Origin of the sequence: Nostoc sp. CCY 9925, from assembly GCF_963920935.1 — a bacterium.
Classification (GTDB): domain Bacteria; phylum Cyanobacteriota; class Cyanobacteriia; order Cyanobacteriales; family Nostocaceae; genus Nostoc.
Genome location: NZ_CAWUDO010000001.1, coordinates 61670 through 79019 on the forward strand (window position 1 = coordinate 61670; position 17350 = coordinate 79019).

At 40.8% G+C, this 17350-nt stretch carries 13 protein-coding genes; 9 read left to right on the top strand and 4 right to left on the bottom strand.

Going from position 1 to position 17350, the window contains the following annotated elements; translation table 11 throughout:
* The first annotated feature begins 616 nt into the window (after window positions 1–616).
* Complete coding sequence (locus tag ACM0OY_RS00210) at window positions 617–2320, top strand: protein kinase domain-containing protein (RefSeq protein ID WP_414566896.1); 1704 nt, start codon at window positions 617–619, stop codon at window positions 2318–2320.
* Window positions 2321–2382: 62 nt separating this feature from the next.
* Here the strand turns inward: ACM0OY_RS00210 and ACM0OY_RS00215 are convergent, their stop codons facing one another.
* Window positions 2383–4749 carry an ATP-binding cassette domain-containing protein gene (locus tag ACM0OY_RS00215; RefSeq protein ID WP_414566897.1) on the bottom strand — a complete coding sequence of 789 codons (2367 nt, stop codon included), beginning with the start codon at window positions 4747–4749 and terminating at the stop codon, window positions 2383–2385.
* 372 nt (window positions 4750–5121) lie between these two features.
* Between ACM0OY_RS00215 and ACM0OY_RS00220 the strand changes: the two genes are divergently transcribed.
* Together ACM0OY_RS00220 and ACM0OY_RS00225 are read left to right on the top strand one after the other, a co-directional pair.
* Window positions 5122–6954: a serine/threonine protein kinase gene (locus ACM0OY_RS00220; RefSeq protein ID WP_414566898.1), complete on the top strand. Its 1833-nt coding sequence runs from the start codon at window positions 5122–5124 to the stop codon at window positions 6952–6954.
* Window positions 6955–7551: 597 nt separating this feature from the next.
* Window positions 7552–7770, top strand: coding sequence for a hypothetical protein (locus ACM0OY_RS00225; RefSeq protein WP_414566899.1), 219 nt, complete (start codon window positions 7552–7554; stop codon window positions 7768–7770).
* Window positions 7771–7809: 39 nt separating this feature from the next.
* Here ACM0OY_RS00225 and ribD read toward each other — a convergent pair whose 3' ends face one another.
* Window positions 7810–9033, bottom strand: coding sequence for a bifunctional diaminohydroxyphosphoribosylaminopyrimidine deaminase/5-amino-6-(5-phosphoribosylamino)uracil reductase RibD (ribD, locus tag ACM0OY_RS00230; protein ID WP_414566900.1), 1224 nt, complete (start codon window positions 9031–9033; stop codon window positions 7810–7812).
* 376 nt (window positions 9034–9409) lie between these two features.
* On the opposite strand from ribD, the gene ACM0OY_RS00235 reads away from it, so the two are divergent.
* From ACM0OY_RS00235 to ACM0OY_RS00255, 5 genes are all read left to right on the top strand, one after another.
* Window positions 9410–9745, top strand: a complete 336-nt coding sequence (locus ACM0OY_RS00235) for a thioredoxin family protein (protein WP_414566901.1) — start codon at window positions 9410–9412, stop codon at window positions 9743–9745.
* A gap of 46 nt (window positions 9746–9791) precedes the next feature.
* A complete protein-coding gene (locus ACM0OY_RS00240; protein ID WP_414566902.1) occupies window positions 9792–9956 on the top strand; it encodes a hypothetical protein in 165 nt (54 codons plus the stop codon).
* Between the two features lie 45 nt (window positions 9957–10001).
* Window positions 10002–11267, top strand: a complete 1266-nt coding sequence (locus tag ACM0OY_RS00245) for an LL-diaminopimelate aminotransferase (protein WP_414567073.1) — start codon at window positions 10002–10004, stop codon at window positions 11265–11267.
* Between the two features lie 374 nt (window positions 11268–11641).
* On the top strand, window positions 11642–12538 hold the full coding sequence (locus ACM0OY_RS00250; protein ID WP_414566903.1) for an NF038130 family PEP-CTERM protein: 897 nt from the start codon (window positions 11642–11644) through the stop codon (window positions 12536–12538).
* Between the two features lie 378 nt (window positions 12539–12916).
* Window positions 12917–13339, top strand: a complete 423-nt coding sequence (locus ACM0OY_RS00255) for a response regulator (RefSeq protein WP_414566904.1) — start codon at window positions 12917–12919, stop codon at window positions 13337–13339.
* 21 nt (window positions 13340–13360) lie between these two features.
* Here the strand turns inward: ACM0OY_RS00255 and ACM0OY_RS00260 are convergent, their stop codons facing one another.
* Window positions 13361–13540: a hypothetical protein gene (locus tag ACM0OY_RS00260; protein ID WP_414566905.1), complete on the bottom strand. Its 180-nt coding sequence runs from the start codon at window positions 13538–13540 to the stop codon at window positions 13361–13363.
* Between the two features lie 744 nt (window positions 13541–14284).
* On the opposite strand from ACM0OY_RS00260, the gene uvrC reads away from it, so the two are divergent.
* Entirely contained in the window at window positions 14285–16162 is a 1878-nt protein-coding gene (gene uvrC / locus ACM0OY_RS00265; RefSeq protein ID WP_414566906.1) for an excinuclease ABC subunit UvrC, read from the top strand.
* A 602-nt stretch (window positions 16163–16764) separates the two neighbouring features.
* Here the strand turns inward: uvrC and ACM0OY_RS00270 are convergent.
* Complete coding sequence (locus ACM0OY_RS00270) at window positions 16765–16932, bottom strand: hypothetical protein (protein WP_414566907.1); 168 nt, start codon at window positions 16930–16932, stop codon at window positions 16765–16767.
* Between the last annotated feature and the right edge of the window lie 418 nt (window positions 16933–17350).

Here is a 17350-nt window from a genome sequence, read left to right on the forward strand (position 1 = left end):
GCAAGAAATTGAGAGATTCTTTGGTAACTTATTCAGTAGCATAGTCAACCGGTTTAAATATTCTGCAATGGACGCGACTGAGCGAAAAATCAAAGAAACCGTCGATCAACAGGTTGAGCAACATCGGCAAAGATCCAAGCCTAAAGATCAGCAAGACCGTTAGTAGAGAAATCTTGTGCTAAGCAATTCAGGTGTCAGAAGTTCAGTGTGGCGATCGCACCTGAAAAAGGTCAAAATAGCGATATTTTCATTACTAAAAGCATAGCGCTTCCCAGTTATTGAGTGGGCAGCGCTATTTTCTCATGCTCACTCTCTGAGGGGTATTATATTCAGTATTATCGTAAATAAAAGGGTTTAAGACCCCTACCTCTACAGGTAGCCCCAGTTTCAGTCGGGGTTTAAATCCCCCGGAGTTGCTCCTCTTGGGGAGACCCCAAGACCGCACTCCTCTTCGTCTGAAATTGTCTTTAATGCGTGAATTTTGTTAGCGAGTCTGCGAGCGTCATTTTGAATTTTGAATTGTTAATTATATTGCTGGTAGGAAAAAAAATCAGATACAAACTAAAGTAGATAGAACAATACCTCAAAACATCCTTAAAATTACCAGTGCTAATTTATGGAAACACTGCTAAACGACCGCTATCGAGTTATTCGGACTTTAGGAAGCGGTGGGTTTGGTGAGACTTTCTTAGCCGAAGATACCCAAATGCCTTCTAATCGCCGTTGTGTAATTAAACAGCTAAGACCAATTCAAAACAACCCGCAAATTTATCAGTTAGTGCAAGAAAGATTTCAGCGGGAAGCGGCAATTTTAGAAGACTTAGGCGGTACAAGTAACCAAATTCCCAGCTTGTATGCTTACTTTCAGTCAAATGGACAATTCTACTTGGTTCAAGAGTGGATAGAAGGTGATACCTTAACAGCGAAAGTCCAAGAACAAGGCTTATTAAGTGAAAGCGCCGTCAGAGAAATATTAATAAATTTATTACCAGTACTAGAACAAGTACACAATCAGCGGATTGTCCATCGAGATATTAAGCCAGATAACATCATTTTGCGTCATCGAGATCATAAGGCAGTGCTGATTGATTTCGGTGCTGTCCGCGAATCAATGGGAACAGTAGTGAATTCCCAAGGGTTACCTACGAGTTCGATTGTGATTGGTACGCCAGGATATATGCCAAGCGAACAAGCCGCTGGTAGACCAGTTTATTCCAGTGATTTATATAGTTTGGGAATAACAGCAATTTATCTTCTCACGGGAAAACAACCACAAGAATTGGAGACAGATTCACGTAGCGGAGAAATTATCTGGCACAGACATGCTTTGAGTATTAGTCCTACATTAGCAGGAGTGATAGATCGAGCGATCGCCTACCATCCACGCGATCGCTTTGCTACAGCCAGAGAAATGCTAGACACTTTGCAATTTGGCTCAGTTGCCCCAACAGTACCTTACAACCAACCGCCAGTAGCACCAACAGTACCTTACAATCAACCACCAGTAGCGCCAACACTACCTTACAACCAACCGCCAGTAGCAAACGTACAACCTCCCGCAACGCTACAAAATACAGTTGCTGTCAGTCCAGGTTCTAGTAGTCAACGTACCCATCAAAATACTGGAAACAAGAGTGGACAAAAGGGAATCCTTCTCGGTAGTTTAATTGCTGGTGGTTTAATTGGTAGTTCTATAGTTATTGGTTTTGCTCTTAATAAATCAAATCAACCAATAGCAGATACACCTTCATCAACTGAACTTTCAACAAATAGTAATGACAAAAACGTCCCACCATCGGTAACTTCTCAACAGCCTGTTGATTCTCCAGTTGCACAACAAACTACGCCATCTGTTCAAGAACCTGTTGATTCTCCAGTTGCACAACAAACTACGCCATCTGTTCAAGAACCTGTTGATTCTCCAGTTGCACAACAAACTACGCCTCCTGTTCAACAGCAGCCTACTTCGACACAACAACAAATTACTCGACCCTCACCAGAAGAAGCAGTGGAAGACTATTATCAAACTATTAATAATGGTGAATATCAAAAAGCTTGGGATTTGTTATCTCCTAGTTATCAAAATAATCAACGTCTTCACCCCAAAGGTTATCTTTCTTATATTGATTGGTGGGGAGGACAAGTAGAAAACGTAGATGTTGAGCAAGTGAGTTTAATAGAAAATAGTTCAGAAACAGCTACGGTTAATGCTCAATTGAGATACTTACTTAAAAATGGCAAACAAGCACCTAGTTCTGTGCGTTTCTTTCTTTTATGGGATGAGGTAAATAGTAGATGGGTGATAACTGGTGCTAAGTAAATTGATTTTAAAACAAGAGACGCAATAAATTGTCGTCTCTACAAAAATAATTCCTGAATTATTCAAAAAATATCTTTTCGCTTTTGCAAATAAAAGGTCATAACTAAATAAATAAATGCGTGGAAACATAAAATACCCCAATTCAAACTCAAATTAGACCATGTTGCTTCATAAACAGGTGTTGGTTCAAATGGTTGGGGAAGTGTACTACCATCAGGTAATTTAATCGGTTCGGGAACCAGTTGATTAAGGTTAACCAAAGTACCGTAAGCTCCCACTGACCAACGGCTCAGCATTAACCAAGAAACTTTACTGGCAATACCTTCCATTTTGAATAAAACGCCAGAAAAAATAAATTGAGGAAGCAGCAACAAGGGTAAAGCACTATTGGCTTGACTAGTATTTTTGACAAATGCTGAAACCAATAAACCCAGACTAAAACTAGTTACAAGTGTCAAAAATGTAGTAATAATTAATCCCCATTGCCAAGAAATTAATTCTGGTTGTGGGGATTTAAAAAAGAGGAAAATCACCGCTGTCATTAACAGAGTTTGTAATCCTGCTAAAACTGAAAGAATTGCGACTTTAGAACCAAGATAAGCAAATAAACCTAAATTTACTAACCGTTCTCGCAAGTAAATCCCTGACTCTTTGACAATTTCTTGTAATGAGCTAGAAAGTCCTACCCATAATGCAGCACAAGTAAAAACGAATAACACACGCAAAGCTAAAGGTGCAAGAGCCGGATCGGGTTGTTCTCCTAATACTAAAGGGTCTTGATCTCGGATAGCGAATGTCATTAAACTAATACTAATAGGTGCTGTTAAAAGTGCTAAACTGAGGTTGACGCGATCGCGCTTGAGAATTTGAAAGTAACGTTGGGTTAAAATATTAAGCTGTTCCCAAAAAGAAATGCCATGACTGTGATTATTGACAATATTTGACTCTCGTAATTGGGTTCCAGAATTGAGATGATTATCAATATAGCGTCGATAATCATCTGATTGCCGAAATTTGTTAGCTTGGTCGATGATGTTTTCTGGTTTTTCTAGCTGATTATAAATATCGGCAAAGTCATCTTTAACGCCAAAAAACTGTAAACATTCATGAGGCGGGCCAAAATAACATAGCCGTCCTCCTCGACCAAGAAAGACAACGCGATCGCACAATTTAATATTCGTCGTTGCATGAGTCACCAAAATAACCGTCCGTCCCTGATCGGCTAATTTTCGTAACAGCTGCATCATCTTTTTATCCAATCCAGGATCGAGTCCAGAAGTTGGTTCATCTAAGAAAAATAATTTCGGATCGGCTAGTAATTCCACTCCAATACTTACCCGCTTCCGCTGTCCTCCACTCAGTTCAGACACCTTAGCATCCCGACGATGGGACATTTCTACATCTTGTAAAGTCTTTTCCACCACCTGAGTCACATCAATATCTGGGGGTAGCCGCAGCTTGGCGGCGTAGGTAAGAACTTCAGACACGGTGAGTTCTTGGTGAATAATGTCATCTTGGGGTACATAACCAATGTGCGTGCGGTACATGTTGAAATTGTTCCGCAAATTCTCACCATTTAAATAGACTACACCTTGGGTTGTTTGCTCAACTCCCAATAATGTCCGCATCAAAGTTGACTTACCAGCACCGCTTCCTCCCACCAAGGCGACAAACTGTCCGGGTTCAATCGGTATGGAAATGTCATCCAATCGCCGCTTGTCTCGATCTTGGATTACTAAATTACAAGCATCTAAGCGAATTTGATTTCCGCGATCGAGTATTTGTAACTCATCGCCACGCAGCACCAGTGTGAATGGCCCAATGCGAATTGTTGCTCCTGCTGGTAATACAGCAGTGCTATTGACTTTTTGCCCATTTATAAAAACACCATTAGTACTGTAATCCCGCAGAATATAACGCCCTTGAGCGTCAGTATCAATTGTGGCGTGGCGGCGAGAAACAGTAGGAGCTTCTAAAGGTAAAGTAGCGTTGACATCGCGGCCTAGTAAAACCGACCGATTTTTCAGAGAAACCCTTTGTAATTGCTGTGTATTGTTAGGAGAAGGTTGGATCGGATTATAGTATGTCAGTACTATTTGGTCTTGAGAGTTCTCACCAATGCGGATTTCTGTGCCGTTTTTGAGGCTATAGCCAGATTCTGGAGTTATGCGGATGTTATTGATATAAAGCCCATTGGTACTAGGTTTATCACCATTTCCGTCATAAATGCGATAGTCTTCACCATCTTTGCGTAAAAGAGCTTGACATCTTCCCACAAGTTGCCAATCTTTAGGGACAACCAGATCGGCAAAAGTGCGATCGCGCCCCAATATATGTTGTTGCTCCTTCAGTTCAAAGTATAAGATTATGCCTTTGTTTTCTAGTTTTAAATAAGAATTTACATTTGTACTATTTTTGCCTGCATTCATAAACTTAAGTTTTTTGCAAAATCTTTGGCTCCCAGAGCAGAAAGGTGTTTTTGTAGTTGGAGAAAAATGGTTGATATAGCAGGAGGCAGAAGGCAGAAGGCAGGAGGCAGGAGGTAAAAGTATTACTATTCCTAGCTTCCATGCTTTCAAAATGTCCTAACCTGTGTGACTACGGCTTTATCGTTAATCTAGATTATTTCACAGACCTTAACTCGCTTCTGCATATACGGCAGTTTGGGCAGAAGTCGCTTTGCAAAATTAAATTATAGATAGATTCTTAGCAGAATCTTGTCATCAGATATAGCAGGTTAAAGCCAAAATAAGGAAAATATCTGATGTACATTGGGAAAGGGCGCACGCTTGTAAGTTTTCATGACAATAACGCTGCTAAACAATCGCTATCAAGTTATCCAGGTAATCGGTGCTGGGGGGTTTGGCGAAACCTGGCTCGCAGAAGACACCCACATGCCTTCTCGGCGTTGCTGCGTAATTAAGCAACTCAAACCGATAACGAATAATGACCCGCAAACCTACCAAATAATCCAAGAACGGTTTAAGAGAGAAGCAGCAACTTTAGAGTATTTGGGTGAAAGTTGTAACCAAATTCCCAAGCTCTACGCTTATTTTTCTGAGAATGGGCAATTTTACCTCGTCCAAGAATGGATTCACGGCCAAACTCTGACAAAAATTATTGAAGCCAAAGGATTTGAGAGTGAAACTGCTGTTCGGGAAATCCTCTTGAGTCTGCTGTCAGTTTTGGATTATGTCCACAGCAAAGGCATCATTCACCGCGATATCAAGCCTGAGAACATCATTATCCGTTCTGTTGATGGCAAGCCAGTTTTGATTGATTTTGGTGCAGTCAAAGAAACAATTCGTTCGGTGGTGACTTCCCCAGGATACCCCACGCGATCGCTCGTTATTGGTACGCCTGGGTATATGCCTAGTGAACAAGCTGTTGGGCGTCCAGTTTACGCTACTGATATCTACAGCTTGGGTTTGACGGCAATTTATCTGCTAACTGGCAAGCACCCACAAGAACTACTAACCGATTTGCAAACTGGGGAAATACTTTGGCAGCAGCACGCCTCTAATGTCTCTGCCGAATTAGCTGCGGTACTCAATCAGGCAATTAAACCTCATGCAGGCGATCGCTACAGTACTGCTAGTAAAATGCTATATGCATTGCAGTCTCCTAGTCATATTCTCCCACAATCACCTACAACTGCTAACACAGTCAGCTTATCTCCCACTCCTACATCAACTCGACAAACAGAAGCGATATCTTCTCCCCCAAAAACTCCAATTATTAATGGATCTTCTACTCCTGGAAACTGGCAAAAGCCTGCTGTGATTGTTGGTATTTTGTTAGTCGGCGGGTTAATTGGTACAGCTGCAATTTCTGGTATTACTCGTCAGCAAGAACTACAGACAACCACTGCTACAAGTCCCACTCCATCCTCGGAATCTCTGCCTACTCCTACATTTACCAATCCAGCAGTTTCTTCTCAACCTTCTTCAGTCCCAGTTGTACCCATCGCACCACCGCAGCCACAAGTAACTCCCGAATCTATACCAACTTTTAATCCCCCAGTTGTATCCACGCCACAGCCGGAAAATGAGCCTGTAACTTTAAATACTCCAACAGCAGTAGCAACATCAACACCACGGCCAGAACCAGAGAATCAGGTAGCGGTGCCCACACCAGAAGTGCGATCCACACCACAAAAAAAGCCCCGCAGTAAATTAGCTGCAACTGCCAGTAAACAAGACGTTCCCGCATTTCCCACAGGTACATCCAGAAGTATTGTAGAAGCTAGCCTCGGCAAACCAAGGAAAGATTTAAGAGGTGCATGGGGTAATACCCGCGCTGTTGTTTACAAACTTGTACCAAACAAAATAGACCTGGGCTACTTATTTGACCGTAATTCTCAAGTACTGCGCCAAACCGAGGTATCTTTTGCAGAAACGGTAGACCCACAAGTAATGGAGACTACCTTAAATGGACTCTTAAGTGGGCAAGCCACTGAAGATATTAAGCAGGGACTTAAACAGGTACAGCAACGCCAGTCTGATAATTTTAGTTTCAAAAATGGTTCAGTTAAGGGTCAGATTATTCGTCAAGAATGTAATTTTATTTACATTAGTATTTGGGATGAAGATTTACATGATTTTGTCAGTCCATCTACAGGCAAAAAATGTTAATTTTTTAGCAGAAATTGATTTCAAAAATTAGAGTCAAAACGCAGAGTTTTTGTAAAATCAGGCTTGTTAAGAGTTTTTGATTTTCTTGTTGATTATTAAGCTTGAGAATTAAAGTATTCCTAATTTGCCAATTTTGGATTCTGAATTTTCAATCATTAAGATTTTTGTATTCTAAAACACAAATAAACTATTCAACAAAGAACTTAACAAATTGGCTGTCTTGGGCTGAAATCAACACAATTTCAGTGTTTACGAGTACAAAAATCTGTTTTTGAAGATTAGTAAATTTCTCTTATAAATTTTGGAATTAAATTTATAACATTCAGTCTTGTCCATGTCTTAGGGCATCTGCCCACAAGCAAACAAAAAAGACGTTTTCTCCCATACTCTCCTACAGACAAGGGTTAACCCTTGTCTATACCCACTCCCTACTTCCTTTCTCAAGTTAAAGTTTTCAATTCTGAATCATCATAAAGTTATAAATACCATTATTAAGTTTTTAATAATACTTGTCTCAGCTTCCACATTCATGTCGTAAAGTGCAATCAAAATTGTGTAATCTGAAAACAGCTAAGCTAATGATTCTATTGAGGTCTGATGACTCCTACAATTATGCGTCAGCTTTGGTCTGTGGTTGAAACTGCCCAAGCTAAGATCCTCTTACAACTGGATGATGCTAGCTTGGTGCAGTGGTTGGTGAAACAAACAGAAATGCAAATTTTGTTAAATTCTAACGAAACTGATTTTCTCAGCCACTACATTCAATCTCGGCTAGCACTCATACGTGATATTGCTCATGAACGTCAGTGTGGATAAGAGCAAAATTCACTAAATTTAAAATTCAGAATTCTGAATTCAAATTGCTTCTCGCGATGGACTTGTTTGGGGAAAATAACCTTCCACTAAGCAGTCTGAGCCTACTACACGCCAACGAACACGTTCTAAAGACAGTGCCTGAGTCATAGTAGTAAAACCTAAATCGCCAACAGGTGTGGGAGCAATGCTACCTCCAATGATTTTTGGGGCAATAAACGCTAAAACTTTTTGCACTGCTCCTTGAGCGATCGCACTAGCAGCTAAAGTACTACCACACTCCCACAGCACACTACAAAAACCCCGTTCATATAAGTACGCCATTGCTTTATCTGGTGTAAGTGATGTCAATTCCACTACCTCCACCCCTTGTTTAAACAACAGTGCTTGAAAATTAGGGTTAGCACCCTCCTCTGTCAACACCAAAGTTGGAGCATCCGCAGTTTGCCACAGGTGGGCATTTTCCGGTAAGTTAAGATGACGACTCATGACCACCCGCAGGGGATTATGTGCCCCCACCTGATGGCTAGTTAAATAAGGATTATCCAGTCGTACTGTATTACCCCCGACAATGACAGCATCACAAGCCGCCCGCAACTGATGTACTTCAGTGCGGGAATCTTGGCTTGTTACCCAAGCACTGTGACCAGAGGTAGTAGCAATTTTGCCATCTAGAGTCATGGCATATTTTAAAATTCCCAAAGGTCGTTTGTAGAGAATGCGATGAACAAAACCTTCATTTAGCTGACGACAAGCCTCTTCTTCTACTCCCAAGAGCACCTCAATCCCCGCTGCACGTAAGCGAGCAATACCTCCTCCAGCCACCAGTGGATTAGGATCGACCATACCCACTACCACCTTTGCTACTCCTGCTTTCACCAAGGCTTCCGAACAAGGAGGAGTGCGTCCGTAGTGATTGCAAGGTTCGAGGCTGACATAAATTGTTGCACCTTCAGCGCGAACTCCTGCTGCTTTCAAGGCAAACACTTCTGCATGAGGCTCACCTGCACGAGGATGAAATCCTTCCCCGACAATCTCGCCATCCTTAACAATCACTGCTCCCACTAGTGGATTTGGTGAAGTACGCCCTAAAGCGCGGCGAGCAAGTTCCAAACACCGCAGCATCATGCGAGAGTCAAAGTCGGTTCCGACTTTTTCCTTCGGTGGTGAATCCGAATCGGTATTAGGCCGCATTAGAAATGTATTTTCTTGGGGGTAATTGGGTAGGGATGCATCCGCTTGAGCGACCACTGGGAAATTATCCATAATTTTAGGCAACACTGTAAGTATTCTGCACACATGGGCGCAGCCTCTTGGCAAGAGAATCGCGCTTTGCTTTTGATAATTAAACAGAGTGATATCCAGGCGCTATTATTTGGCTGTTTTAACTTGTATCAGCCTGTAATATTTACATTTCACTTTAGCTTGAATCTATAACAATTCTCATTTGAATGAGGCAGATAACTAAGGCAGACCAACGACTAATGTTGTGCCCCTACAATGATCTTTACTATTTTCTCAGCACTGGGCAATAACTTTGGAACTTCAGGCTTGCCCAAATTAGAAGTTCGGTGACTCAGGACTCAGTTTGGGATAGAGTATTGTGTGTGCCAACTTCGATCGCCACCTGATGGAGACTGCAATGAGTAAGGCTGTAATCACCATAACTGATGCTGATTTTGAAACCGAAGTGTTAAAAGCCGAGCAGCCTGTATTAGTTTACTTTTGGGCTTCTTGGTGCGGGCCTTGTCAATTGATGGCGCCCATGATTAACTCAGCGGCGAGTACTTATAGCGATCGCCTCAAAGTCGTTAAAATGGAAATTGACCCCAACCCAGACACGGTTAAGCGATACCAAGTGGAAGGAGTCCCTGCCCTCAGGCTAATTCAAGGAGAAAAACTACTAGAATCTACTGAGGGAGTCATCGGCAAAGAAAAATTACTCAGCCTTCTAGCTAAGCATTTAGATACTAATTAGTCAATAGTCATTGGTCATTAGTCATTGGTCATCGGACTTTGGACAAATGACAAAGCGCCAAGTCTCTTATAAGGTTTCCTCCGATAGAGTAGCGATTCGCGGTGTCCGCGAACGTCTGGCTTTGCCATCCCGTACTCCTACGGAGAAGCAAGCTAACAACAGCGTCTCCGTCAGGAGAAGGGTACAGAACTTTGTAACAGAGGACAAATGACTAATGATTAATGACTAATGACTAATGACTAATGACAAAGTAACAATGACTAACATACAGTTTGCAAAACGTTTACAACCCCTACAATCTAATGTATTTGCTGATATGGATAGAGCCAAAGCACTTGCGTTGGCTGCTGGACAACAGCTGATTGATTTGTCTTTGGGGTCTTCTGATTTACCAGCCGAGGCACATGTTATCGAGGCGATCGCCCAATCTCTTCACGATCGCACCACCCACGGCTATCTATTATTTAATGGTACCCAAGGCTTTCGCGAAGCCGCAGCCAACTGGTACGAGCAAAAATTTGGCATCAAAATCGATCCGCAAACTGAGGTGCTACCCCTGATTGGCTCTCAAGAAGGTACCGCCCATTTACCCTTAGCATTACTCAATCCCGGAGATTTTGCTCTGTTGCTAGATCCCGGTTACCCATCCCATGCTGGAGGAGTCTACCTCGCTAGCGGACAAATTTACCCAATGCCATTAAGGGAAGAAAACGGTTTTTTACCAGTGTTTGCTGATATTCCCGCCCCAGTCTTGGCTCAGTCACGGATGATGGTGTTAAGTTATCCCCACAATCCCACAGCTGCGATCGCTCCTTTATCTTTCTTCCAAGAAGCCGTCGCCTTCTGTCAGCAACACAATCTCGTCTTGGTTCACGATTTCCCTTACGTGGATTTGGTATTTGAAACGACTGGGGGCTGGGGCAAAGAAGGACACGGAGACATGGGGACGCAAAGACACGGGGACAATTCCCTTTCCGCGTCCTCTTCCCAATCCCCAGTCCCTTCCATTTTGCAAGCCGATCCAGAGAAAAGCATTTCAATTGAATTTTTTACCCTTTCCAAGTCCTACAATATGGGCGGCTTCCGCATTGGTTATGCCATCGGCAATGCCCAGTTAATTAATGCTTTACGCCAGGTAAAAGCTGCTGTTGATTTTAACCAGTATCGGGGAATTTTAAATGGGGCGATCGCTGCCTTGACTGGCCCTCAAATTGGGGTCAAAACTGCTGTAGCTACCTTCCAGCAGCGCCGTGATACTTTCATTACTGCTTTACACCGTATTGGCTGGAATGTTCCCACTCCCCAGGCCACAATGTACATCTGGGCAAAGTTGCCTTCATTTTGGAGTCAAAACTCCATAGAATTTTGCACTCAGCTGGTTAAACAAACTGGCGTAGCTGCTTCCCCAGGTGCAGGTTTTGGCAAATCCGGCGAAGGCTATGTGCGCTTTGCTTTGGTGCATGAGCCATGTTTGTTGGAAACCGCTGTAGAAAGAATGGCTAAGTTCCTAAATTCAAACTGAATGCTATGCATTTTTTAGCTGGGGTAGGACAGACGTGCTCTACTACCCCATATTTACGTATATATACATAAAATAAAATTAAATTTTTACGTATTTCCTGTTACTGTGTATTTTGATATTAAGCAGTAATTATACATAAAATTTGAGAAAAATATTCGTCATCATTTTATTGATAATCAACACGAACTTCACCCAATTAAGTCTTCCCGTTTCTTAAACTGGGTTTGTACGTTCAGCTACCAGAAATGGCTAACAATACAAATTGTGTTTTTTAAGCAGCTGTATTGCCAAAAAGCCTGTAGTCAAGACAGTCCAAGCCTAGAAACAGCAGTAGTTTAAACCTTAACTTCCAAACTGACGGAGACTTAAAAAAAATGAAGATGACTTTTCAGAAACTTGTGATTGGTGCATCAATGGCTATTGGTGTGAGCGCTCTTGCCACTGCACCAGCACAAGCTGGTACGCTGACGGGCGCTACTATAGGCGGAACAGCAGCAAGTGATTATTTAGTCTATGATGTCTCAGGTAACAGTACTGTACTTGTACCAAGTAACCAAACAAACGTCCAGAAAGTTCTGGATGGCTCTGCTGTAAACCCCACCGGAAATGTAGAGCTACGAGCCACTAGCGAGCAGTCTGGTTTTGATTTCAACAAAAACACCACCTTGAGCGGACAAATCGGTGGTAAAAGTATTACCCTCAGCAGTCTGACAGCAACAGATTGGTTTAGTACTGGGTCAGGATTGAGTACAAGCTATGGCGCACAGAACTTTGCAAATACTTGGTTTAATCAATTCTATGATGCAGCTGGTCTACCAAGTTATGTCTCTCGCGCTCAAGCCTTTAGTGCTTTTTTGGGCATCGGTGGTTTTCAACGCTCTAGCGACCCCAACATCTCTTACGTTAACCAAAACGATACGACGGGCGAAATCAAAATTGGTTTAGCAGGTCACTACAATTTAAAAGATTACTATGCTCCTCTGTTAGGGCCTTTGGGTAATCTTCTCAAAAATGGATTCCAAGCCAGTGAAGTTGTTAAAGTTACGTACAATGGCAAGACCGATTTTCTTTACAGCTTCTCTGCTACTGCAAGTGGGCTAACTAACAGTGCAGGAATAGGCGCTGATGGCAAATCTCACAGTGGTAATTACGAAGTCAGCATCAAAGGTGTACCTCCCACAGCTGTTCCAGAACCATCAGTAATACTTGGTTTGCTGGGTGTTGCTGGTATCTTTACTACCCGACGCCAACTAAAAAAAGCATCTATTTGAGATAGTGGATGTAAGTCTATAAAATAATTAGGGGGCTATTAGCTCCCTTTTTTATGAATATTTCCCTGGAAACTATCGAACAATGTATTGCAATGTATTGCGTTTATTATTTTCCATAACATATAAATCAAAACTGCTTTATTAAGGCATTTACCCTAATAGCAAATTATTTAATACAATTAATAATAAAAGCTTTGTGAAGAAAAGCTTAATTTTTTATTAATTTTTTGTTTTTACATAATATGATTTAATTATACCAGTATACCTAAAAATAGTATATTATAATTTTTGAGTGCATAAGATAGCTTCAGATTTCCATTGATCTCACAATTCATCTGGCGATAATTGGCTTGTAACTTAAAATGATGATAGATGGCAATGACAGCACAATTACTGAATATAAATCACCAACTCGGTTCAAATCAAGCTAGACGAATTTTGTTAGTCGAAGACCACTATCTTAATAGGATGTTACTCAGTGACTACCTAAGTTATTGTGGGTACGATGTCCAGAGTTTATCGGAAGGTTCTGCTTTTTTCTCAACTATCGAAAAATTTCAACCAGATTTAATGTTACTCGACTTGAAATTGCCAGATGTTGACGGTTACTCACTTTTAAAACAAGTCCAGCAAAAACCCCATTTGTCAAAAATACCTATTATTGTGGTTTCAGCCTTTGCTTTTAAAGCAGATCAAGAACTAGCTATGAGTTTGGGGGCACGTCACTATTTTGTTAAACCTCTAAAACTCAAAGATCTTATCCTGAAAATTGAAGAAGAGTTTAGTTCTCGTCATAGATAAAAATTTTTTTCATATCTATATTTACTCCACTTTTTGCTCAGTGATGAACTCTTCAACACGCTGACTAAGATTTTGTACAGAATTGCCAACTTTAGAAATTTTATTTTGTACTTCTGCTAGCAATAAAACCGCCGCTTGCAGCTCATTGAGCGTTTCAGCTATAGTCTCACGGTACTGGGCTTCAAACTCTTGCAAATTCATAATTTATTTGTCTGTAATTATCATAATAGTTATATTCCCAATAATAAGCATAAATTTAATTTACTAAATCCGTTAATTCGCTTAATATTAAAACTTCAATAAATTAGTGAGTTTGATAAAAAATATATAAACCTAACACAGTCAATCAATTTTGGATTTTGCATTACTGATAGCTACCTCGCAGTGTGTCGGCGTACTCCTACAAAAAAGCAAGCAGCAAAAGCTTTTTGTGGATGGAAACAGAGCATACTCGGTAAGGGTTTGAAAGCGCAGCGTAAAGCTTTCGCCACGGCATAGCTTCGCTTAAAGCGAGTCCTCTCCTGTCGAAGACGCTACTCGAACGAGCGTCGGATTTTAAATCTGGGATGAAAAGATTTGTTAGGTCTAATAGGATCTGAGGATATAGCTTACTTATTTCCAAGAGTACGGAAATAATTTTTAATTTCAAATCTAAAATTGCCACGCTCAAGAAACTTGAATACTTTTTATTTAAAAAATATAACTCTTAAGATGTTAAATATAAATTCAAAAAGCGAAGTTGTTATTAAAACTACTAAAAATTAAACTTGCAGCTACATTAACTAAGTCCAAGCGCAGGTTCTGGGCTGAGGAAACTTATACTTATACTCTTGTATATGTATATATTAGAAGCTTAGCTACGTATATTTACCCTACAAGACTCTGTGAAATGGGCAAGAAAAAATAATTTTTCTTAAAATAGAGAAAGATTACTTAATTTTAGTTGTGACAATATCCACTCAAATACTACCACTGGTTAAAGAGCCGGAACGACTGGAAAACCGTCTTGCGGAAATTCCACCGGAACCGGGGGTTTATTTTATGCGGGACAAAAGCGATCGCATCATATATATAGGTAAATCACGTAAGTTGCGATCGCGTGTGCGTTCCTATTTTCGGGATGGATACAACAAAAGCGAACGCATTGCTACGATGGTAAAATTAGTGACGGAAATTGAATTCATCGTCACTGATACTGAATCCGAAGCCTTGGCGCTAGAAGCTAATTTGATTAAGCAGCACCAGCCATACTTTAACGTGTTGCTCAAAGATGATAAAAAATATCCGTATCTCTGCATAACTTGGTCGGAAGACTATCCACGGATTTTTATTACCCGAAAACGCCAGCTAGGCAAAGAAAAGGATAAATTTTATGGGCCTTATACCGATGCTGGTTTGTTGCGAGAAATTTTACGTTTGTGTAAGCGCATCTTTCCCCAGCGACAACGACCTCAACCACTTTTCAAAGATCGTCCTTGTTTGAATTATGATTTAGGGCGTTGTCCGGGTGTGTGTCAACAGCTGATTTCACCAGAAGAATATCGCAAAATTATCCAAAAAATCGCGATGGTCTTCCAAGGTAGAACTCAAGAGTTGATCGATATTTTGATCCAACAAATGAACGCTGCTGCTGAAGACTTGAATTTTGAGTCAGCGGCGCGAATTCGCGATCAAATTTCTGGGTTAAAGTCACTGACAGCTGACCAAAAAGTGTCCTTACCAGATGATACAGTTTCACGGGATGCGATCGCCCTGGCAGCTGACGCACAACACGCCTACATTCAACTATTCCAGATTCGCGCTGGACAATTGGTGGGACGCTTGGCGTTTGTGGCGGATGCTCATGCAGAACCAGGAGCTATTTTACAACGAGCCTTAGAAGAACATTACCAAACTGCTGACTCTGTGGAAATACCTACAGAAATTTTGGTACAGCATGAGTTACCGGATGCAGAAATATTGGCAGATGTCCTAACTGAACGTAAAGGTAGAAAAGTGACGATTTTGGCTCCTTTGCGGCAAACTAAGGCAGAATTAATAGAGATGGTAGAGCGAAATGCCCAGTATGAATTACAAAGGATGCAAAAATTGGGCGATCGCAATCACCAAGCAATGCAAGATTTAGCGGCTATTCTCGATTTACCAGATGTACCTCACCGTATTGAAGGTTATGATATTTCCCACATTCAAGGCTCAAATGCTGTAGCTTCGCAAGTCGTGTTTATCGACGGGTTACCCGCCAAGCAGTACTATCGCCACTATAAAATCAAAAACCCTACAGTCACAGCGGGACATTCCGATGATTTTGCTAGTCTGGCGGAAGTTATCCAACGTCGGTTTCGCAAGTATGCCGAAGATCCGCAATTAACACGTTTGGGTAATCCTGACTGGCCCGATCTAATTATGATTGATGGCGGCAAAGGTCAATTATCTTCAGTTGTTGCTGTTTTGCAAGAAATGAATTTATTAGAAGACTTGCGAGTTGTTAGTTTAGCGAAGCAGCGAGAAGAGATTTTTTTACCGGGAGAATCTCAACCATTAACCACTGATGCAGAACAACCAGGGGTACAGCTATTGCGACGACTGCGGGATGAAGCGCATCGGTTTGCAGTGACTTTCCATCGTCAGCAACGTAGTGATAAATTAAAGCGATCGCGTTTAGATGAAATTCCCGGTTTAGGACATCATCGACAAAAGCAGCTACTAGGACATTTTCGCTCAGTTGATTATATCCGGCAAGCAACAACCGCGCAACTAGCCGAAGTTCCCGGAATCGGGCCGCGTTTGGCTCAAGAAATTTACGATTATTTTCATCCATCTTGATATGAGCCAAATAATGCAAGGATTTTAGATTGGCATCATACCTGTTGCTTGCACTTTACCGCTGTTTAATAGAGAAAATCCTCATTGGGGATGCCCACAATTTTGTAAAGTATTTTCAAAATGCGTTTCAAATGCTCTTTTATTACCGATTTCATCTAAATAACGCACTTTGAATTTAATAACTATGACATCAGGAGCACATATCCAAATATACGATTTAAAAACGAAGGCTGTCGAATTTCGTAAGGCCCACCAGTATTGATAGAACAGCAGTCTGGATTTTCTTTGATATATTCATCAAAACTTTCATATTTGATGTAGTTGTAACTGCTTCGTCCTAAATCTGTTCGATCATTTTGATAATCAAAAACCATTCGGAACCTCTCTTCATCGCTTAGATAACGCATCTTGGCGAAGCAGAATCCTGAATAATTCAACCCAAAGTATGCGAATAAAACGCTTAATGGTATTCCCATGAAAACGAGAACAGGTAAAAGAAAGGTACGGTCTATCATTATATTTTGGCAATGAAATTATTAAGCTAAATAGTATCTAAAAAGCAATAGGGTGCAATTAAGGATTTTTAGTACGAGCCAGAAATTTCAGGACACCATCAGTAGTGAGAGTAAGATTAAAGCGATCGCACTTCTGGAGGGATTACCAACGGCATCAGGAATAAGTACGTTGGGAATTTTTAGTTTGAGATATTTATAAAATATTATACTTAGTAAAAGAAGGTTACGCGGATTGGCTAAACCGTCTGTACCCACTCGGTATGTTTCTTTCGGTGAAATATTATCTGACCAGAATTTAATCTTACTAAATCTTGTAGATAAATATTAACTAAACCTTAAGACATATATTTTGTAACCAAAGATACAGTAATTCTTGAATTTTAACTTTTGAATACTAGAACGGCTTTTTTGTGTTTGTCTACAATCATTAAAAATTAGCCTCTCTCAAGGTATTAACCATAGGGATCACTCAATCTCTAAGCAGAATTTATTAAAACTTTAATTTATGTATCTAAAGTAGGAGGGGAAAATCACGTAAATTTGAGGATAATAGACTAAAGATATCCAAAATTTTTCAAACCTGAAATTTTGCTTAAAATCATTAGCTAATCTCATGGCTGTTTGTTAAGTTAGGTCGAACCAGAATTTTTACTGGTTGAAGTAGCAGTTTTAC